Genomic DNA, 15027 nt, shown 5'->3' with positions numbered 1-15027 from the left:
TTTTCCCTATTATTCGACAAATGCTCTACAGGGAAAAAGAGAGTATATCTAGATATACTCTCTTTCTATCCTCAGAATTATTACACTCTGAAATAAGAAATTGCTTCAGTTATTATTCTTCGCCTTCAATTGTTACCCACTGGAATGAGTAGTCAGGACCGTAGTTGTAGATTGCAAGCCCTTTTACATTAGGGTTAAGAAGGATGTTAGCTGCACGCTGATAAACAGGCGCTAGACCAGCATCTTCTTCAAGCATGATTCTTTCAGCTTCTTGTTGTGCTTCCCATTGAGCTTTGTCGTCAGTAGCAAGTTTACCTTGAGCATCCTTGATCAACTGATCGTATTTCTTGTTTGAGTAACCCATTCTGTTGCTTCCGCCGTCAGTGATCCAAAGGTCAGTGAATGACAATGCGTTACCGTAGTCAGGACCCCATCCAGCGAATTGAAGATCATAATCCATAGCGTTGTCACGCTCTAGACGAATTGCGAAAGGAACACTTTCAAGATTGATTGTCAAACCAGGAAGGTTTGTTTCTAATTGGTTCTTGATGTAAGCGTCAGTCTTCTTAGCTGCTTCAGTGTCTCCACCAAGGTAGCGAAGCTCTAACTTATCTACGCCAAGTTCTTTAAGACCAGTTTCCCAATATTTCTTAGCTTCTTCAGCATTGAAGACAATTAGGTCGCCGTGCTTCTCACGGAAATCTTCACCATCAAGAGTTACGAAATCTTTTGGTACGAAGTAGTTAGCAGCAACTGAACCGTTGTTCAGGATGCTAGCAGCAAGGTCTTCTTTGTTGAAGCCCATTGCGATTGCTTTACGGATGTTAACATTAGCAAGTGCTTCGTTCTTCTGGTTCATCTTGATCCAGAATACAGTTGCTTCCATCCAGCTAAGCATACGCTCATCGCCTTCGTAAGCAGGAACAAGGTCAGAAGAAAGCAATCCAGTCATATCTGTTTCGCCTGCTTCAAATGCGTTTACAGCAGAGTTAGAATCTTTAACGACGTTTACAGTGATCTTTTCAAGTTTAACTTGATCAGCATTGTGATAGTTAGGGTTCTTAGTTAGTACCCACTCTTCAGCGTCAGTACTTTCCCAAGTTTCCATTACGAATGGACCGTTGTAAAGTAAGTTTTCAGCATTGCTTGCGTAAGCATCGCCTTTCTCTTCAACAAACTTCTGGTTTTGCGGATAGAATGTTGGGAAAGCGAAAAGGTCTTGCCAGTAAGCGATTGGCTTTTCAAGAGTTACTTCTAGAGTCTTGTCGTCAAGAGCTTTAACGCCAAGTGTAGTTACATCGTAAGGTTCTTTCTTAGAACCAGCTGCTGTGATTGCTTCAGCACCCTTGATTTTGCCGCCCATCATGTATGGACCATATGGAGAAGCAGTCTTAGGGTCGATTGCGCGCTGCCAAGCAAAAACGAAATCGTGAGCTGTTACAGGCTCGCCGTTAGACCATTTTGAATCGATAAGCTTGAAAGTGTAAACCAGGTTATCATCGCTGATTTCTGGCTCGCCATCTGCAAGTGCAGGAACTGGCTTGTGGTTCTGGTCAAGGCGGTAAAGACCTTCACCTACGTTGTTTATGTAAGTGAAACTTGTAGAACCTTCAGCAAGGACTGTGTCCATAGTTGGAATCGCAGAAGAATCCAACATTCTTAATTCTTGTGGTACGTTAGCAGTTTCGCCAGATGTGCCTTCGCCATCATCAGGCGTCTTTTCTCCAGCATCGTCATTTCCGCCGCTACATGCAGACAGGATTAACGAGAATACTAGAGTCAAAATCAATAGCAGTGAAAATTTTGACTTTTTCAAAGTTATGCCCCCTCTTTATTAATGTTTTCTGAAAACTTTTTACATTCCCTATTATACATAGATTAAATTAAATGTTCAATATTTTTGCGTGAAAAATTTACAACATTGAAACAATAGTAATAAATTCCCTCCTTGATTTGTGTTATAATAGTGACTTATAAGCCTTTTGCGAGCAAATTTGCCGTGTAACTTATTGTAATATTTGTTTATTTTTTATGTTTTATTCACAAAATCACTTTTATGAAATAACAATATAAGGGAGATTTAGTAAAATGCGTAATAGATTTGGGAAAATTTTTTTAGGATTTTTGGGTTCTCAGGTGCTGATTTTTATTCTCTCACTTGTCTATCAACAGAGTATAACTTTGCTAAGTTATATAAATGTCTCTTTTTACATTGCAAGTGCTCTGCTTTTTTCATCACTAATAGTATTTACAGTCAACTCAGGTTTTTTTGACGCAATTTCCTATTCATTCAGAACAGTTTTCGCTGGCAAAGAAGAAGGAGAAAAAAAGAAATCCTTTGATGAGATGACGCCTTTATCCGAACTGATTACATTTAATGCAAACCCTCTTTTCATGGTTGGACTGACAGATTTTATGTTAATGATTGCAGCACTGATTATTTATTATCTGTAAAAATCTCTCTGGTACTCTTGATTATCATAATTGATTTGATTATAATCATTTTTAATAAAACTTTAAAAGCAATGATGAAGAGTAGTACACTTGTTCAAGGCTATTCAGAGAGTTTGTGGTTGGTGAAAACAAACAGCCTGGCAATTGGAATGGACTTTTGAGCTTCTGGTTTGAACTTAAGTAGATCCAGACGTATTCCTGCGTTAAAGGAATCCATGCTTCACTGAGGCATGGGCAGAGTGACTCATTCGTGAGTAATTAGGGTGGCAACACGGACCATTCGTCCCTAGTATTTAGGGCGAATGGTCTTTTTTGTGTTCTTTTTTCTTCTGTTTAAAGGTTAATGTAAACAATTTCAGACAGAATGAGAACGAGATAAAACTTATAGGAGGAATTTATTATGGAAACTATTTTTTCTGGTATCCAGCCGAGCGGTACCATCACACTTGGCAACTATATCGGCGCAATGAAGCAATTCACAGAACTGCAGGAAGAATATAACTGTTACTTCTGTATCGTTGACCAGCATGCGATAACCGTCCCACAGGACCGTTTGCAGCTTAGAAAGAATATTAAGAGCCTTGCAGCATTGTACATCGCTTCAGGAATCGATCCTGAAAAAGTAACATTATTCATCCAATCAGAAGTGCCGGCACATGCTCAGGCTGGATGGATGATGCAATGCGCAGCCTATATAGGTGAGCTTGAAAGGATGACCCAATTCAAGGATAAATCCACTGGGAAAGAAGCCGTCTCAGCTGGTTTATTAACGTATCCGCCGTTAATGGCAGCCGACATCCTTCTATATAGTACGAATCTCGTACCAGTCGGCGAAGACCAAAAACAGCATTTAGAGTTGACAAGGGATTTAGCTGAACGCTTCAATAAGAAATACAATGACATTTTTACGATTCCAGATGTTCGCATCGCTAAAGTCGGTGCAAGGGTCATGTCTTTACAGGATCCATTGAAGAAAATGAGCAAATCAGATCCTAACAACAAGGCTTTCATCTCTATGCTCGACGACCCTAAGCAAATTGAAAAGAAAATCAAGAGTGCTGTAACTGACTCAGAGGGTATCGTAAAATATGATAAAGAGAACAAGCCTGGCATCTCCAACCTCTTGTCCATTTATTCTATCTTGACCGGCAAATCAATTACTGACATTGAAAAGGATTATGAAGGTAAAGGGTATGGAGACTTCAAGGGAGACCTTGCGAAGGTTGTTGTCAGTGTCATTGAACCGATACAAAAAAAATATTACGAGCTGGTTGATTCACCAGAGTTAGATGAAATTCTTGACCGTGGTGCTGAAAAAGCAAACTTTGTCGCAAACAAAATGCTAAAGAAAATGGAGAATGCGATGGGCCTTGGGCGAAAGCGCAAGTAAGAACAAAAAGCGCAAGCGCCTTGGTCAGCCCCGATAAGCGATGGAGGACCGACCGGTGAAGTCGTTCTTTGACTTCATTGGGCGGACCGAATCGAAAAGTATAGGCGACTGCCCAGAAACGCAGAAACTGGAGACTCCGCCGGCAGAAGCGCTTTTTGCTTCTGCCGGCGGAGTTGAAGTTTCGGAGTTTCTAGGAGGCGACACTAGACAAGCGTCTCGAGGGGCTAGGCGCTGGAGCTGGATTTATAAAAACTTTATCATTTCCTAAACAATAATAGAAACGGAGCTGACAATGTGTCAGCCCCGTTTTTTCGTAATATATATCAATTCACTTTAGGGCCGTGCTCCATTTCCCAAAGTTTTTCGAAAAAGGATTGCCCTTTGATGATGTTTTCGCAAAACTTCTCGTGTTTATGTGACCAGCCAAACTTTGTTTCTTCATATAATTGTTCCCATACATCCTCAAATGGGAGACGCTGAATTTCTTCATATTGCTCAGGTTTCCATTCAGTGAACCAATATCGTACTTCCGCTACATTCTTTGAAGAATTCAGCTGGTCCATGGCCATGAACAATAATTGCTTCAACTGTCTTTCTTTACGCGTCAGACCTCTCATTAAATCCGGAGAAGGCGATAAAATATGGAAGTCCTTTAAGGCGGTTTGATCATTGAACCCATATTGGATCGTATCCTGATTTTCAATCATTTCGTACACGAGTTGCTCCTGGCGCGGGATAAGCCGGCTCTTTCGGATTGGGATATTATACCCGATCGTGTCAACAGCCAGTATGCCCGTTCCATCGGAAACAACGAAACAGTAATCGAGCTGCGTACGTTCATGGTTTTTCCTCAAATATGCCTTACGGTAAATGTCATCCAGAAGCTGTTGAGGCAACTCTGATAAATCATTCTCAATGTAATTAAATAACAAATGGTCAATTTTAAGGAGCGGCACCTGGTCAAGCAGCTCAACCCCATCGTCCTTCCGCCATTCGTGAAAATGGCAGACATTATAGCCGTTCTCTTCCCCTTCGAACCAGTTCACCCAGACATCATGAAGATACAACATGATTTTTAACCCCTCACTTCAAGAAACTGTTTGTCCATCAGTATGGGCATCACTAAGTAAAAATATTCCTTAAAAGGAAGATCAATTTACATCATTATTATGAGGCCAATAAATGCTTAACCAAATGATCCCGATTCCAGCCGGCAGCAAGTAGCACTCCACTCTCCGCGAGACAAAAGCTAAATACTCATCCAGACCGTGCCCAGCCACAATCATATTCAAATATGCAATTGAGCTAATCCCCCCCGATACAGCCAGTCCAAAACCAATCGTCAAAACAAACAATCTAAAGATCATCAGATTGACTCTCTTCATAACAGGAATTCATATCACACACTACGCTCACCCCGGCCTGTCCATTTTTAACATATATATGAAGGAAGTTGGCGGGAAAGTACTGAAAGCTGATTTAAATGGGCCTAAAGAAAAGGGCCAACTACTTGAAAAATGCATCGGTGTCTCATAGGAAAGATTCTGATATGTATTACTTTCGAACTTACGGTAATTTTCCGTTCGAACCTGGGGTGACTTCGGACATTTCCTGCCGCTCCAATCATTGTTTTGGTCGAACCTGGGGTGACTTCAGACATTTCATGCAGTTCCAACCACTGTTTTGGTCGAACCTGGGGTGACTTCGGACATTTCATGCAGTTCCAACCACTGTTTTGGTCGAACTTGGGGTGACTTCGGTCAATTCATGCGGTTCCAATCACTGGTTTGGTCGAACCTGGGGTGACTTCGGACATTCCATACGGTTCCAATCACTGTTTTGGTCGAACTTGGGGTGACTTCGGACATTTCATGCGGTTCCAACCACTGTTTTGGTCGAACTTGGGGTGACTTCGGACATTTCATGCGGCTCCGATCGCTGTTTTGGTCGAACTTGGGGTGACTTCGGACATTTCATGCGGTTCCAATCAATGTTTTGGTCGAACTTGGGGTGACTTCGGACATTTCATACGACTCCAATCACTGTTTTGGTCGAACTTGGGGTGACTTCGGACATTTCATGCGGTTCCAATCACTGTTTTGGTCGAAACTAATGCTACTTCGAACGTCATCAGTGCTTCCTCATCTCCCCTACGACCTCACTTTCTAATAGAAAATAGCCAAAATAAAAAATCTACCTTTGTATGGTAGATTTTTTAACGGCGTGATCTTGGATTCAAAGCATCTTTTAGACCTTCACCTACGAAGTTGATTGACAGAATCGTGAGTGTGATGGCAAGTGCTGGTGGAATCCAGATCCACGGCTTTCCTTGTAATACGTCTGGTTCATTCGCGAATGCTAGCATGTTACCCCAAGAAGGAATCTCGGAAGGTACACCGAATCCTAAGAAGCTTAGTCCTGTTTCTGCGACAATCATAGAAGCGAACAGGATTGTTGCCTGCACGATGATTGTTGAAAGGACGTTCGGCAGTAAATGCTTTGTGATTACTTTGAATGGTGAGCATCCGATTGAGATGGAAGCAAGAATGTATTCATTCTCCTTCTCTGCTAAAATCTTGCTTCGGACAATCCTCGCTACCCCGCCCCAGCTCAGCAAGCTGATAACCATAATCAGGATAACAAGACCATTGACCTTACCATGGAAAATTGTAGCCAATACGATAACGAAAACCAGGAATGGGAAGTTCAGGACGAAGTCAGTAAAACGCATTAGCATGCTATCAACGATTCCGCCGAAGTATCCTGCAATCGATCCTACAATGGTTCCAAAAAAGATTACAAATAGTGTACAGCTAATTCCGACTAAGAGTGATACTCTTCCGCCGTATAACAATCTGGTAAAAACGTCACGCCCGTTTTTGTCCGTTCCCAGCCAGTGCTCTGCAGATGGCTTTAAGGACATTGAGCCAATGTTAATTTTTGTGATATCTGTAGTTGTAATGTACGGAGCCAGAAAAGAGACAATCATTACGAATAACAAGAAGATCAAGCTTGTCATCGCCAATTTGTTCTTCACAAATTTTCTTCTAGCGATGGCCCAAGGAGACATGCCTTTTTCCGGCTTCAGGTTTATCTGTGTATTTTTTGCAGTAGAAACTTCCATAGCCATCCTCCTTAATCAAGCCTGATCCTTGGATCAACAATTCCGTATAGTATATCTGCAACCAGGTTCCCAAAAAGTGTCAAGAATGAGAACATCATTGTCAAGGTCATTAAGACTGGATAGTCCCTTTGGCTGACAGAGTTCAAGAATAATTGACCGATACCCGGATAAGTGAAAATCGTTTCTGTGATGATCGCTCCACCGACCAACGCTACGATATCAAATCCAAGGAATGTAATCAGCGGGATAATTGAATTGCGCAAAATATGCTGATTGTAAATTTTCTTTTCAGGTGTTCCTTTTGCTCGTGCCGTTCTTACAAAATCCTTACGGCTGTTTTCTATAATGTCATTACGCAGGAATTGCGTATAGCTTGCAGTACTCAATAAACCTAATACAAGTGCTGGTAAGAAAACATGATGAATTCTGCTTAACCAGTATGCAGCTGTACCTTCTGTTGTGGAAATATCCACAGAACCGTTTGAAGGGAACCAGCCTAATGTGAATGAGAAGAAATAGATTGCGAACACACCTGCAACAAATGAAGGTAGTGCCAATCCTATATAGTTTGCGGTACCTATGACATTATCGCCAAGTGTATATGGCTTCCTTCCGGCATAAATACCCATGATAAATGCTAGAATATAAGTGATTAAAATACTTGAAAAACCTAGGAATATCGTATTCGGTAAACGTTCTCCAATGATTTCACTCGCTGGGATCTTATAACGGGTTGATTTTCCGAAATCTCCCTGCATGAAGTTTGTAATCCAAGTAAAATATTGAATATGAACAGGGTCATTGTATCCAAGCTTCTCGCGCATCTCTTCTATGTATGCCGGATCCGTATTGTTCGGATCGATTTCCCCACTAAGTGAGTCCCCTGGCATAAGTTTCGCCAGGGAAAACACTACAATGGAGATAAGGAAAAGCATAGGAATCATGCCGAGTATGCGACGTAAACTGTATTTAAGCATATGCATTCTCCTTAACTGAGTAGGTGGGATTTAATGATTATTGCTTGATCCACCATTCATGAGGTGAGTTAGTGCCTGATACGTCAATTTTAAGGCCTTGTACACGTTTTGCAACAGCCATTACTTCTTCTAGCTCAAGAATTGGAAGTGCAGGCACTTCTTCGTTGAAAATCTTCTGCCAGTCAGCATAAAGCTGTGCACGCTTTTCAGTATCAGTTCCAACTACTTCTAAGTCAACAGCATCTTCAAGAAGCTTTTGAGCATCTTCATTTACCCAACGAGGGTAGTTCCAAACAGATTCAACACCCCAAAGTGGTAGTGGATCTGGATCTGCTCCAGTTCCCCATCCGCCGTAGAATACTTCAAGAGCTGGATCGTCTTTTTCAAGTTGATCATAGTAAAGGTTAACATCAGTCATTTGAAGCTCAGATTTCAAACCAACTTCTTCCCAGTACTGAGTCATAGCTTTTGCACGTGCTTCGAAAGTTGGGTTACCAGTAGCATAGTGAGAGAACTTAACTGTGAACTTCTCACCTTTAGGATCTTCACGGAATCCGTCTCCATCCTTATCTACATAACCAGCTTTATCAAGGATTTCTTTCGCTTTTTCAGGGTTGTACTCGTATTGTACAGGCATATCTTTGTTATCTGCAGCAATCCAGTGTGCAGATGGGATCGGACGGTTAAGCGGCTGTCCTAGTCCGCTGAAGAAAGCTTTTACCCACTCTTCGCGGTTGATTGCGAACAGCATAGCTTGACGCAATTCTTTGTTAGCATACTTATCTTTGTCCATTACGTTTTTCTTACCATCGTACTTACCAAGTTTGAAACCGATATAGTAGTAAGATAAGCCAGGAGATTTTACTACTTCAACATTATCAAGCGCTTCGATTTCAGGAAGAACTGTTGGGTGGAATGGAGTCATATCAAGCGTTCCATTTTTAAGTTCTCCAGTTGTTAAAGAAGAATCGATAACTTTAACAACGATCTTATCTAAGTGAGGAGCGCCTTTCCAGTAGTTTTCGTTCTTAACTAGTTCTACTGATTCACCAGGGATAACTTTTGCAACTTTGAATGGTCCAGTTCCTACAGGCTTAGTACGAACCTGCTCAGAAGCAGCCATGTCTTTAGGGGCGATTCCTTCGAATTCCTTGCGAGAAAGAGGGTAAGCCCAGACGTTCTCAAGGTTGTTTACACGAGCTTTGTCAAAAGTGATTTTTAAAGTATAGTCATCAACTACTTCAAGACCAGCAATCTTGTCAGCCTTTCCTTCGTTGAAATCCTTAGCACCTTCGATTGTGTTAACGTTAGACCAGCGCTGGTGTTCTCCACCAAGAGTAGCGATTGTTTCAAGAGCGAATACCCAGTCATGAACTGTAAGTTCTTCGCCATTGTGCCATTTTACGCCTTTTTCAAATGTGAATGTGAAAACCTTGTTGTCATCAGTCTTCCAGCTTGCGATGTTTGGTTCTGCCTTAAGGTTTTCATCATAGTCGATCAATGCATCGTCGAAGAATGCGATGATATCATCGTCTCCATCAGCATCGTAGAAGTTCCAGTTCAAAAGGCCTTTGAATTCAGAACTTAAAGCGTAAGTCAATGTACCGCCATCTTGCGGTCCTGTTTCTTCTGCTGCGTTGTCCTTGTCGTCTTCTTTTGGATCAGTTGTCGTCTTCTTTGTGTCTCCTCCGCTGCACGCAGCAAGGAATGTTGATAAAACCAATACTAGCATAGCTAGCCAAAGCAATGGTTTCTTCATGGTTTTCCCCCCGTTTTTCTTATATTTTTTGTAAAAATTATTGCCCTAGTAAAGGTGGCAAGCAACTCGGTGTCCTGGCTTCACCTCCTTTAAAGCTGGCTTCACTTGAGAACACTCTGCCATCGCAGCTGGGCAGCGCGGATGGAATGGACATCCTGTCGGAGGATTCAATGGACTTGGAACATCTCCTTCAAGTACGATCCTTTCCTTCTTCCTGCGTGGATCCGGCATTGGAATGGCTGAGATTAAAGCCTGTGTATATGGGTGGAGCGGCTCAGCATACATGCTGTTGCGATCAGCAATTTCTACCATATTGCCGAGATACATTACGCCGATCCGGTCACTCATATGCTTAACGACACTAAGGTCATGAGCGATAAATAAGAAAGTCAGGTCAAATTCCTTCTGTAGCTCTTTCAAAAGATTGAGAACCTGGGACTGCACGGATACGTCCAGTGCCGAAACCGGCTCATCTGCGATGATAAGTTTCGGTCTGAGCGCTAGCGCCCTTGCAATGCCGATCCTTTGTCTTTGCCCGCCTGAAAATTCATGGGCATATTTATAGTAAGCATCTTCTGGAAGACCAACTTTTGTTAATAAATCCATTACTTCACCTTTAAGGTCCTTCAGGCTCGCATTCTTGAAGTTCCTGATAGGTTCTGAAACAATATCCCCGACCATTTGCATCGGGTTCAGTGAAGCATAAGGATCCTGGAAGACCATCTGGATATCCTGGCGGATCGCCTGAAGTGTCTTGCCTCTTAGTTTAGTGATATCTTTGCCTTCAAAGATAATTTCGCCGTCTGTTGCATTCAACAAGCGGATGATTGTCCTGCCTGTTGTGGATTTTCCGCAGCCTGATTCTCCTACAAGTCCCAATGTTTCACCCTTTTTAATTTCGAATGACACATCATCTACAGCCTTGACATTGCCGACTGTACGGCGGAAAAAGCCACCTTTTACAGGATAGTAGGTTTTCAGATTCCTAATTTCCAGCAAATTCTCTTTTTCTACTAAAGTTGTATTGCTCATTATGCCTTAACCCCTTCTTTTGGCATACTTGCTTCATATAGAATGCACGCCACTTCATGTCCTTGCTCGACTTCTCCAAGCTGTGGAGTGATACTTGTACACTCTGGCATTGCTTTCGGACAGCGGTTTGCGAATCGGCAACCAGTTGCCGGCATATTCTTAAGTGACGGGACAATCCCCTTGATCGAGCTTAATTCTTCTTTTTCCTCGTCCATTTTCGGAATGGCACCCATCATCAGTTCTGTGTACGGATGCTTTGGATTATAGAAAAGTGTGTCAACATCAGCTCGTTCGACGATGCGGCCTGCGTACATTACGATGACTTCATCACACATTTCAGCAACAACGCCAAGGTCATGCGTAATCATGATAACTGACATATCATTTACTTCCTGTATACTCTTTAGCAAGTCGAGTATCTGGGCTTGTACTGTCACATCCAGCGCTGTAGTAGGTTCATCAGCGATCAACAATTTAGGCTGGTTAGCGATTGCCATCGCAATCATGACCCTTTGTCTCATGCCGCCTGAAAGTTGGTGTGGATATTCATCCACGATTTTTTCAGGTCGTGAAATACCAACGCTTTTCAGCAGCGCAACACTTTTTTGTCTTGCTTCTGCTTTGGTGATTTTCGTATGGTTGAACAATACTTCCTGAAGCTGGAATCCGATTGTAAAAACCGGGTTCATCGATGTCATTGGTTCCTGGAAGATCATCGAAATATCGCGCCCGCGGATTTTGTTCATTTCCTTTTCGGACATTTTTTCCAGGTGGACTCCTTCGAAAACGATTTCCCCACCGCGGATTTTGCCAACCCCTTTTGGCAGGAGCTGCATGACTGAAAGGCTCATAACCGATTTTCCGCACCCTGATTCGCCAACAACCCCGACAATCTGCCTTGGTTTGACAGCAAAACTGACCTTGTCTACAGCATTATAAAATTCACCATCGATATCAAAAGCTGTTTCAAGGTTCTTGACTTCTAGCAAAGGTGCATCTTTATGTATTGAATAGTTGCTCATTGGGACACCTTCTCACATTTAAATAATAAAATATTCTGCAAATTCGATATATTTAAATAAAATGTTATTACAGATTTATTACATTTGCAATACTTTTTTTTCAATTGGGAAATTTATTATTTTTTAAAAATAAGAAAAAACCCGGTATGACAGGGTTTTTTTAGTTTTTTAATTATTTAAATTTTATTAACTTTGTAAATTCATTAGAAGAAATCTTAAACGATGCTTTTTCAGTAAAATATCCATGTTGTTTATATTGTTTTACAATTTCATAGCCAATTGCATAGCCGAGAAGCGTGGGCCGGCCCCTTAATCCAAACAAAATTTCATCATGCTGACGATCATCCCTCTTGATTGAGAGCTTCTCTTTGATCTCTTTTTCCCAAAACTCTGCCAAAACTTTTGTCGAATATCGCCTGCTCCAATCTCCCGTATATTTTTCACCACAATTTTCAGCCACTGCATGCTCGGCAAGACCTTCTAGAATTATTGAGTCGAGGAGGGTATATTCAGCAGGATTTTTCTTTTGTGCCTGCATCCTGCATACATGGTGGTATTCGTGGACAAACAATGCTTCCAGCTCTTTCTCATCGTTTATCGGAGTCAAGAAGAGAAACATTTTATCAACAAAAGATAATCCTGATTTCCCTTTCCCTTCCCTCATTAACTTTGAGTTCGTTTGATCCAGGGGAAAGATGAAGATTGGGATATCTGGGCCTTTCCATTTTCTTTTATACTTATTAAAAATTCTTTCTGCCACTGACCAATACTTTCCTGCCTCCAGCTCTCCGAGCGTCTTCCTGCTTCTGTCGTCCGGCTTGTACATGCCGAAGTTCTTTAAATAGCTGTATATTTTTTTGGAGTCAACCTCACCTTCAAAATAATCAACCAGCTTTTCACATATCCGTTGTGGACTGTTTAATTCAGTCTCTAACCATGTATCAGTCCTGACTACCCCATCGCTTTCCCTCCGAAGAAATCAATATTTACAGCTATTCTATGAAAATAGCTGCCAATAGTTCTGGGATGCCTTATCATTCTCAAAAATTTTCCCAACATGAACAAAAAGCGCAAGGGTCTCGTTCAGCCCCGACAAGCGCAGGAGCTGGATTAAGAAAAACCTTAGAGTCATCCACATTGAAATTATTTTATAATTTCCTAGCAAAAGTAAAAAGCCAGGTTTCCCTGGCTCATTTATTTTTACGTAATTTAATCTTTGAAGTTTTTTAAAAATCCAGTAAATCCATTTAAACCAGTTACTCATTTATCTTCGGGTCAAGTGCATCCCTGAGCCCATCGCCGACAAAGTTAAAACAAATGACGGTCAACAAAATCATCAATCCCGGTGCCAGAGGGTACCACCATGATTTTAATAAGATCGTGAAATTCTGTGCGTCCTGGAGCATGTTTCCCCAACTTGCGTCCGGAGGCTGTATGCCCAGTCCCAAATAACTTAATCCAGATTCCGCCAGAATGACATAGCCAACTGCCAATGTGGCTGAGACAATGATTGGACCCATCGCATTAGGAAGGATATGCGAAAATATAATCGTATGTGTCCTTGTTCCGATCGTTTTGGAGGCAAGGACAAATTCCCTCGACCTTAATGATAGGAACTCACCTCTCACAAGACGGGCAGTAGTTGTCCAGCCTAGCAGTGCGAAGATTAAGATTAGCTTATCCACTCCTGGCTTGAAAATCGTGACGAGAGTAATCAATAAGAAAATGGATGGGATTGATAGTATGATATCTACAAAACGCATAATGATAGCATCTACAATTCCTCCAACATAGCCAGCGACCGCTCCAAGAAAGGTTCCGATTGTAATCGATCCCAACACTGAGGCGAATCCGACCAATAGAGATATTCTCGCACCATATAAAAGCCTTGAAAAGACATCCCTGCCGAACCTGTCTGTCCCGAGCCAGTGATCACTGTTCGGCGGCTGCAATTTTAACAGCAAATTTTGTTTTGAAGGCGAGTATGGTGCGATTACTGGCGCTAGGAGCGCTGCCGAGATAATGATGATCAAGAATACTCCGCCAAAAATGGCGAGCTTGTTTTTGAAAAACTTTCTGACAATGATCCCGAGCATTGTGTCCCGCGAGGTTTTGATACCATGCAAGTCAAGGCTGCCAGAAGTATTTCCAGCTAGATTTGTTTTTGCCATGTTTACCTCCCCTTAATACTCGATCCTTGGATCAAAAATTGCATAAAGTATATCGGCAATCAGATTCCCGATGACGACAAACACCGATGAAATTACAGTTAAGCCCATAAGCACTGGATAGTCCCGCTGGAAGGCGGAGTCTACAAACAATAAGCCAATCCCTGGCCAGGTGAAGATTTTTTCAACAATGACAGCCCCTCCAATGAAGGAAGGAATCATCAAACCAAAAATCGTGATAACCGGAATCAGGCCATTACGGAGGCCGTGCTTATAAATGACTTTGTTTTCTCTAAAGCCTTTTGCTCTGGCAGTCCTCATATAATCCTGCTTTATGACTTCGAGCATGCTAGATCTCGTATACCTGGTCAATCCAGCCATATCGGCGGAAGCCAAAACAAATGCCGGCATGATTAAATGGTGTATCCTGTCCCATAAACTGAAAGGCGCATTCAATGTCGCTACTCCTCCAGTCGGGAACCAGTTGTTCTGCACTGCAAAGACCATGATTAAAATCAGGCCAAGGAAGAAGTTTGGCGTTGCTACTCCAAGAAATGATGTGACTGTCACTGAATAATCCAGCTTGGAATACGGTCGTGTGGCCGAAATGACTCCAAATGGAATCGAAATTAATATGGCCAGGATTGTTGAAACGACCATCAGTAAAATCGTATTTGGCATCCTGTTCATGATCATTTCAATTACGGGAACACCTTTGCGGATAAGCGATGTACCAAAGTCACCTTGAAGCATGGCTCCCAGCCACTTTAAATACTGAATATGGACAGGATCGTTAAGCCCGTACCTTTCCATGAACCTTTCCTTATCAGCCGGACTGATCGTCGGATCCATCATCAGACTGGCAGGATCACCGGGAGCTAACTTCATGATTGCAAAGGAGACAATCGTAATCCCCAGCAGCAAAGGAATGGCCATCAGTATTCGGCGAATGATATAAGATAGCATGGCAATTCTCCTTTTATAAATAAGAGATTTATATTAAGGCATGTTTTTGTATGGTTCTTTTCTCAAACTTTGTTGTTTGCACACTTAATACCGACCTACCAAATGAGTTTTATCACGTTAAAATCGGCTTTAGGA

At 41.9% G+C, this 15027-nt stretch carries 14 protein-coding genes and 1 other annotated feature; of the genes, 3 read left to right on the top strand and 11 right to left on the bottom strand.

Features of this window, described 5'->3' with window-relative positions; translation table 11 throughout:
- Window positions 1-112: 112 nt before the first annotated feature.
- Entirely contained in the window at window positions 113-1816 is a 1704-nt protein-coding gene (locus CD004_RS05665; protein ID WP_102261873.1) for a peptide ABC transporter substrate-binding protein, read from the bottom strand.
- Between the two features lie 272 nt (window positions 1817-2088).
- Here CD004_RS05665 and CD004_RS05660 point away from each other — a divergent pair, with 272 nt between their 5' ends.
- The 3 genes from CD004_RS05660 (at window position 2089) to CD004_RS05650 (ending at window position 4112) form a co-directional block, all read left to right on the top strand.
- Entirely contained in the window at window positions 2089-2454 is a 366-nt protein-coding gene (locus tag CD004_RS05660; RefSeq protein ID WP_102261872.1) for a DUF3899 domain-containing protein, read from the top strand.
- Between the two features lie 62 nt (window positions 2455-2516).
- Window positions 2517-2745: a binding site (T-box leader), on the top strand.
- A 106-nt stretch (window positions 2746-2851) separates the two neighbouring features.
- Window positions 2852-3844 carry a tryptophan--tRNA ligase gene (gene trpS / locus CD004_RS05655; RefSeq protein WP_170030023.1) on the top strand — a complete coding sequence of 331 codons (993 nt, stop codon included), beginning with the start codon at window positions 2852-2854 and terminating at the stop codon, window positions 3842-3844.
- Between the two features lie 55 nt (window positions 3845-3899).
- The gene (locus CD004_RS05650) at window positions 3900-4112 is read left to right on the top strand and encodes a hypothetical protein (protein ID WP_102261870.1); all 213 of its coding nucleotides are present in this window, start codon (window positions 3900-3902) and stop codon (window positions 4110-4112) included.
- A 55-nt stretch (window positions 4113-4167) separates the two neighbouring features.
- Here CD004_RS05650 and CD004_RS05645 read toward each other — a convergent pair whose 3' ends face one another.
- From CD004_RS05645 to CD004_RS05595, 10 genes are all read right to left on the bottom strand, one after another.
- Complete coding sequence (locus CD004_RS05645) at window positions 4168-4914, bottom strand: YjbA family protein (protein ID WP_102261869.1); 747 nt, start codon at window positions 4912-4914, stop codon at window positions 4168-4170.
- Between the two features lie 81 nt (window positions 4915-4995).
- Window positions 4996-5211: a YuzI family membrane protein gene (locus tag CD004_RS05640; RefSeq protein ID WP_102261868.1), complete on the bottom strand. Its 216-nt coding sequence runs from the start codon at window positions 5209-5211 to the stop codon at window positions 4996-4998.
- An 848-nt stretch (window positions 5212-6059) separates the two neighbouring features.
- On the bottom strand, window positions 6060-6968 hold the full coding sequence (opp4C, locus tag CD004_RS05635) for an oligopeptide ABC transporter permease (protein WP_102261867.1): 909 nt from the start codon (window positions 6966-6968) through the stop codon (window positions 6060-6062).
- Between the two features lie 11 nt (window positions 6969-6979).
- Window positions 6980-7945, bottom strand: a complete 966-nt coding sequence (gene opp4B, locus CD004_RS05630) for an oligopeptide ABC transporter permease (protein ID WP_102261866.1) — start codon at window positions 7943-7945, stop codon at window positions 6980-6982.
- A gap of 37 nt (window positions 7946-7982) precedes the next feature.
- Window positions 7983-9704 carry an oligopeptide ABC transporter substrate-binding protein gene (gene opp4A, locus CD004_RS05625; RefSeq protein ID WP_102261865.1) on the bottom strand — a complete coding sequence of 574 codons (1722 nt, stop codon included), beginning with the start codon at window positions 9702-9704 and terminating at the stop codon, window positions 7983-7985.
- Window positions 9705-9749: 45 nt separating this feature from the next.
- Complete coding sequence (locus tag CD004_RS05620; RefSeq protein WP_041966836.1) at window positions 9750-10736, bottom strand: ABC transporter ATP-binding protein; 987 nt, start codon at window positions 10734-10736, stop codon at window positions 9750-9752.
- The gene (locus CD004_RS05615; protein WP_102261864.1) at window positions 10736-11758 is read right to left on the bottom strand and encodes an ABC transporter ATP-binding protein; all 1023 of its coding nucleotides are present in this window, start codon (window positions 11756-11758) and stop codon (window positions 10736-10738) included. The genes CD004_RS05620 and CD004_RS05615 overlap by 1 nt, the downstream gene beginning before the upstream one ends.
- Window positions 11759-11930: 172 nt before the next feature.
- The gene (locus CD004_RS05610; RefSeq protein WP_233434948.1) at window positions 11931-12518 is read right to left on the bottom strand and encodes a DUF2268 domain-containing putative Zn-dependent protease; all 588 of its coding nucleotides are present in this window, start codon (window positions 12516-12518) and stop codon (window positions 11931-11933) included.
- A gap of 496 nt (window positions 12519-13014) precedes the next feature.
- Window positions 13015-13854 carry an oligopeptide ABC transporter permease gene (gene opp4C, locus CD004_RS05600; protein ID WP_226675982.1) on the bottom strand — a complete coding sequence of 280 codons (840 nt, stop codon included), beginning with the start codon at window positions 13852-13854 and terminating at the stop codon, window positions 13015-13017.
- A gap of 87 nt (window positions 13855-13941) precedes the next feature.
- The gene (locus CD004_RS05595; protein WP_041966839.1) at window positions 13942-14892 is read right to left on the bottom strand and encodes an ABC transporter permease; all 951 of its coding nucleotides are present in this window, start codon (window positions 14890-14892) and stop codon (window positions 13942-13944) included.
- Window positions 14893-15027: the final 135 nt, after the last annotated feature.

Origin of the sequence: Mesobacillus jeotgali, assembly GCF_002874535.1 — a bacterium.
GTDB lineage: Bacteria > Bacillota > Bacilli > Bacillales > Cytobacillaceae > Mesobacillus > Mesobacillus jeotgali.
The sequence above is the reverse complement of the archived record's forward strand: the minus strand, read 5'-3'. Positions and strand labels throughout refer to the sequence as shown.

Excerpts from the sequence above, each read along its gene's own strand:
- CD004_RS05660 (WP_102261872.1), top strand. The coding sequence starts at position 2,089 with ATGCGTAATAGATTTGGGAAAATTTTTTTAGGATTTTTGGGTTCTCAG.
- CD004_RS05645 (WP_102261869.1), bottom strand. The coding sequence starts at position 4,914 with ATGTTGTATCTTCATGATGTCTGGGTGAACTGGTTCGAAGGGGAAGAG.
- CD004_RS05640 (WP_102261868.1), bottom strand. The coding sequence starts at position 5,211 with ATGATCTTTAGATTGTTTGTTTTGACGATTGGTTTTGGACTGGCTGTA.
- opp4C (WP_102261867.1), bottom strand. The coding sequence starts at position 6,968 with ATGGAAGTTTCTACTGCAAAAAATACACAGATAAACCTGAAGCCGGAA.
- opp4B (WP_102261866.1), bottom strand. The coding sequence starts at position 7,945 with ATGCTTAAATACAGTTTACGTCGCATACTCGGCATGATTCCTATGCTT.
- opp4A (WP_102261865.1), bottom strand. The coding sequence starts at position 9,704 with ATGAAGAAACCATTGCTTTGGCTAGCTATGCTAGTATTGGTTTTATCA.
- CD004_RS05620 (WP_041966836.1), bottom strand. The coding sequence starts at position 10,736 with ATGAGCAATACAACTTTAGTAGAAAAAGAGAATTTGCTGGAAATTAGG.
- CD004_RS05615 (WP_102261864.1), bottom strand. The coding sequence starts at position 11,758 with ATGAGCAACTATTCAATACATAAAGATGCACCTTTGCTAGAAGTCAAG.
- opp4C (WP_226675982.1), bottom strand. The coding sequence starts at position 13,854 with ATGCTCGGGATCATTGTCAGAAAGTTTTTCAAAAACAAGCTCGCCATT.
- CD004_RS05595 (WP_041966839.1), bottom strand. The coding sequence starts at position 14,892 with ATGCTATCTTATATCATTCGCCGAATACTGATGGCCATTCCTTTGCTG.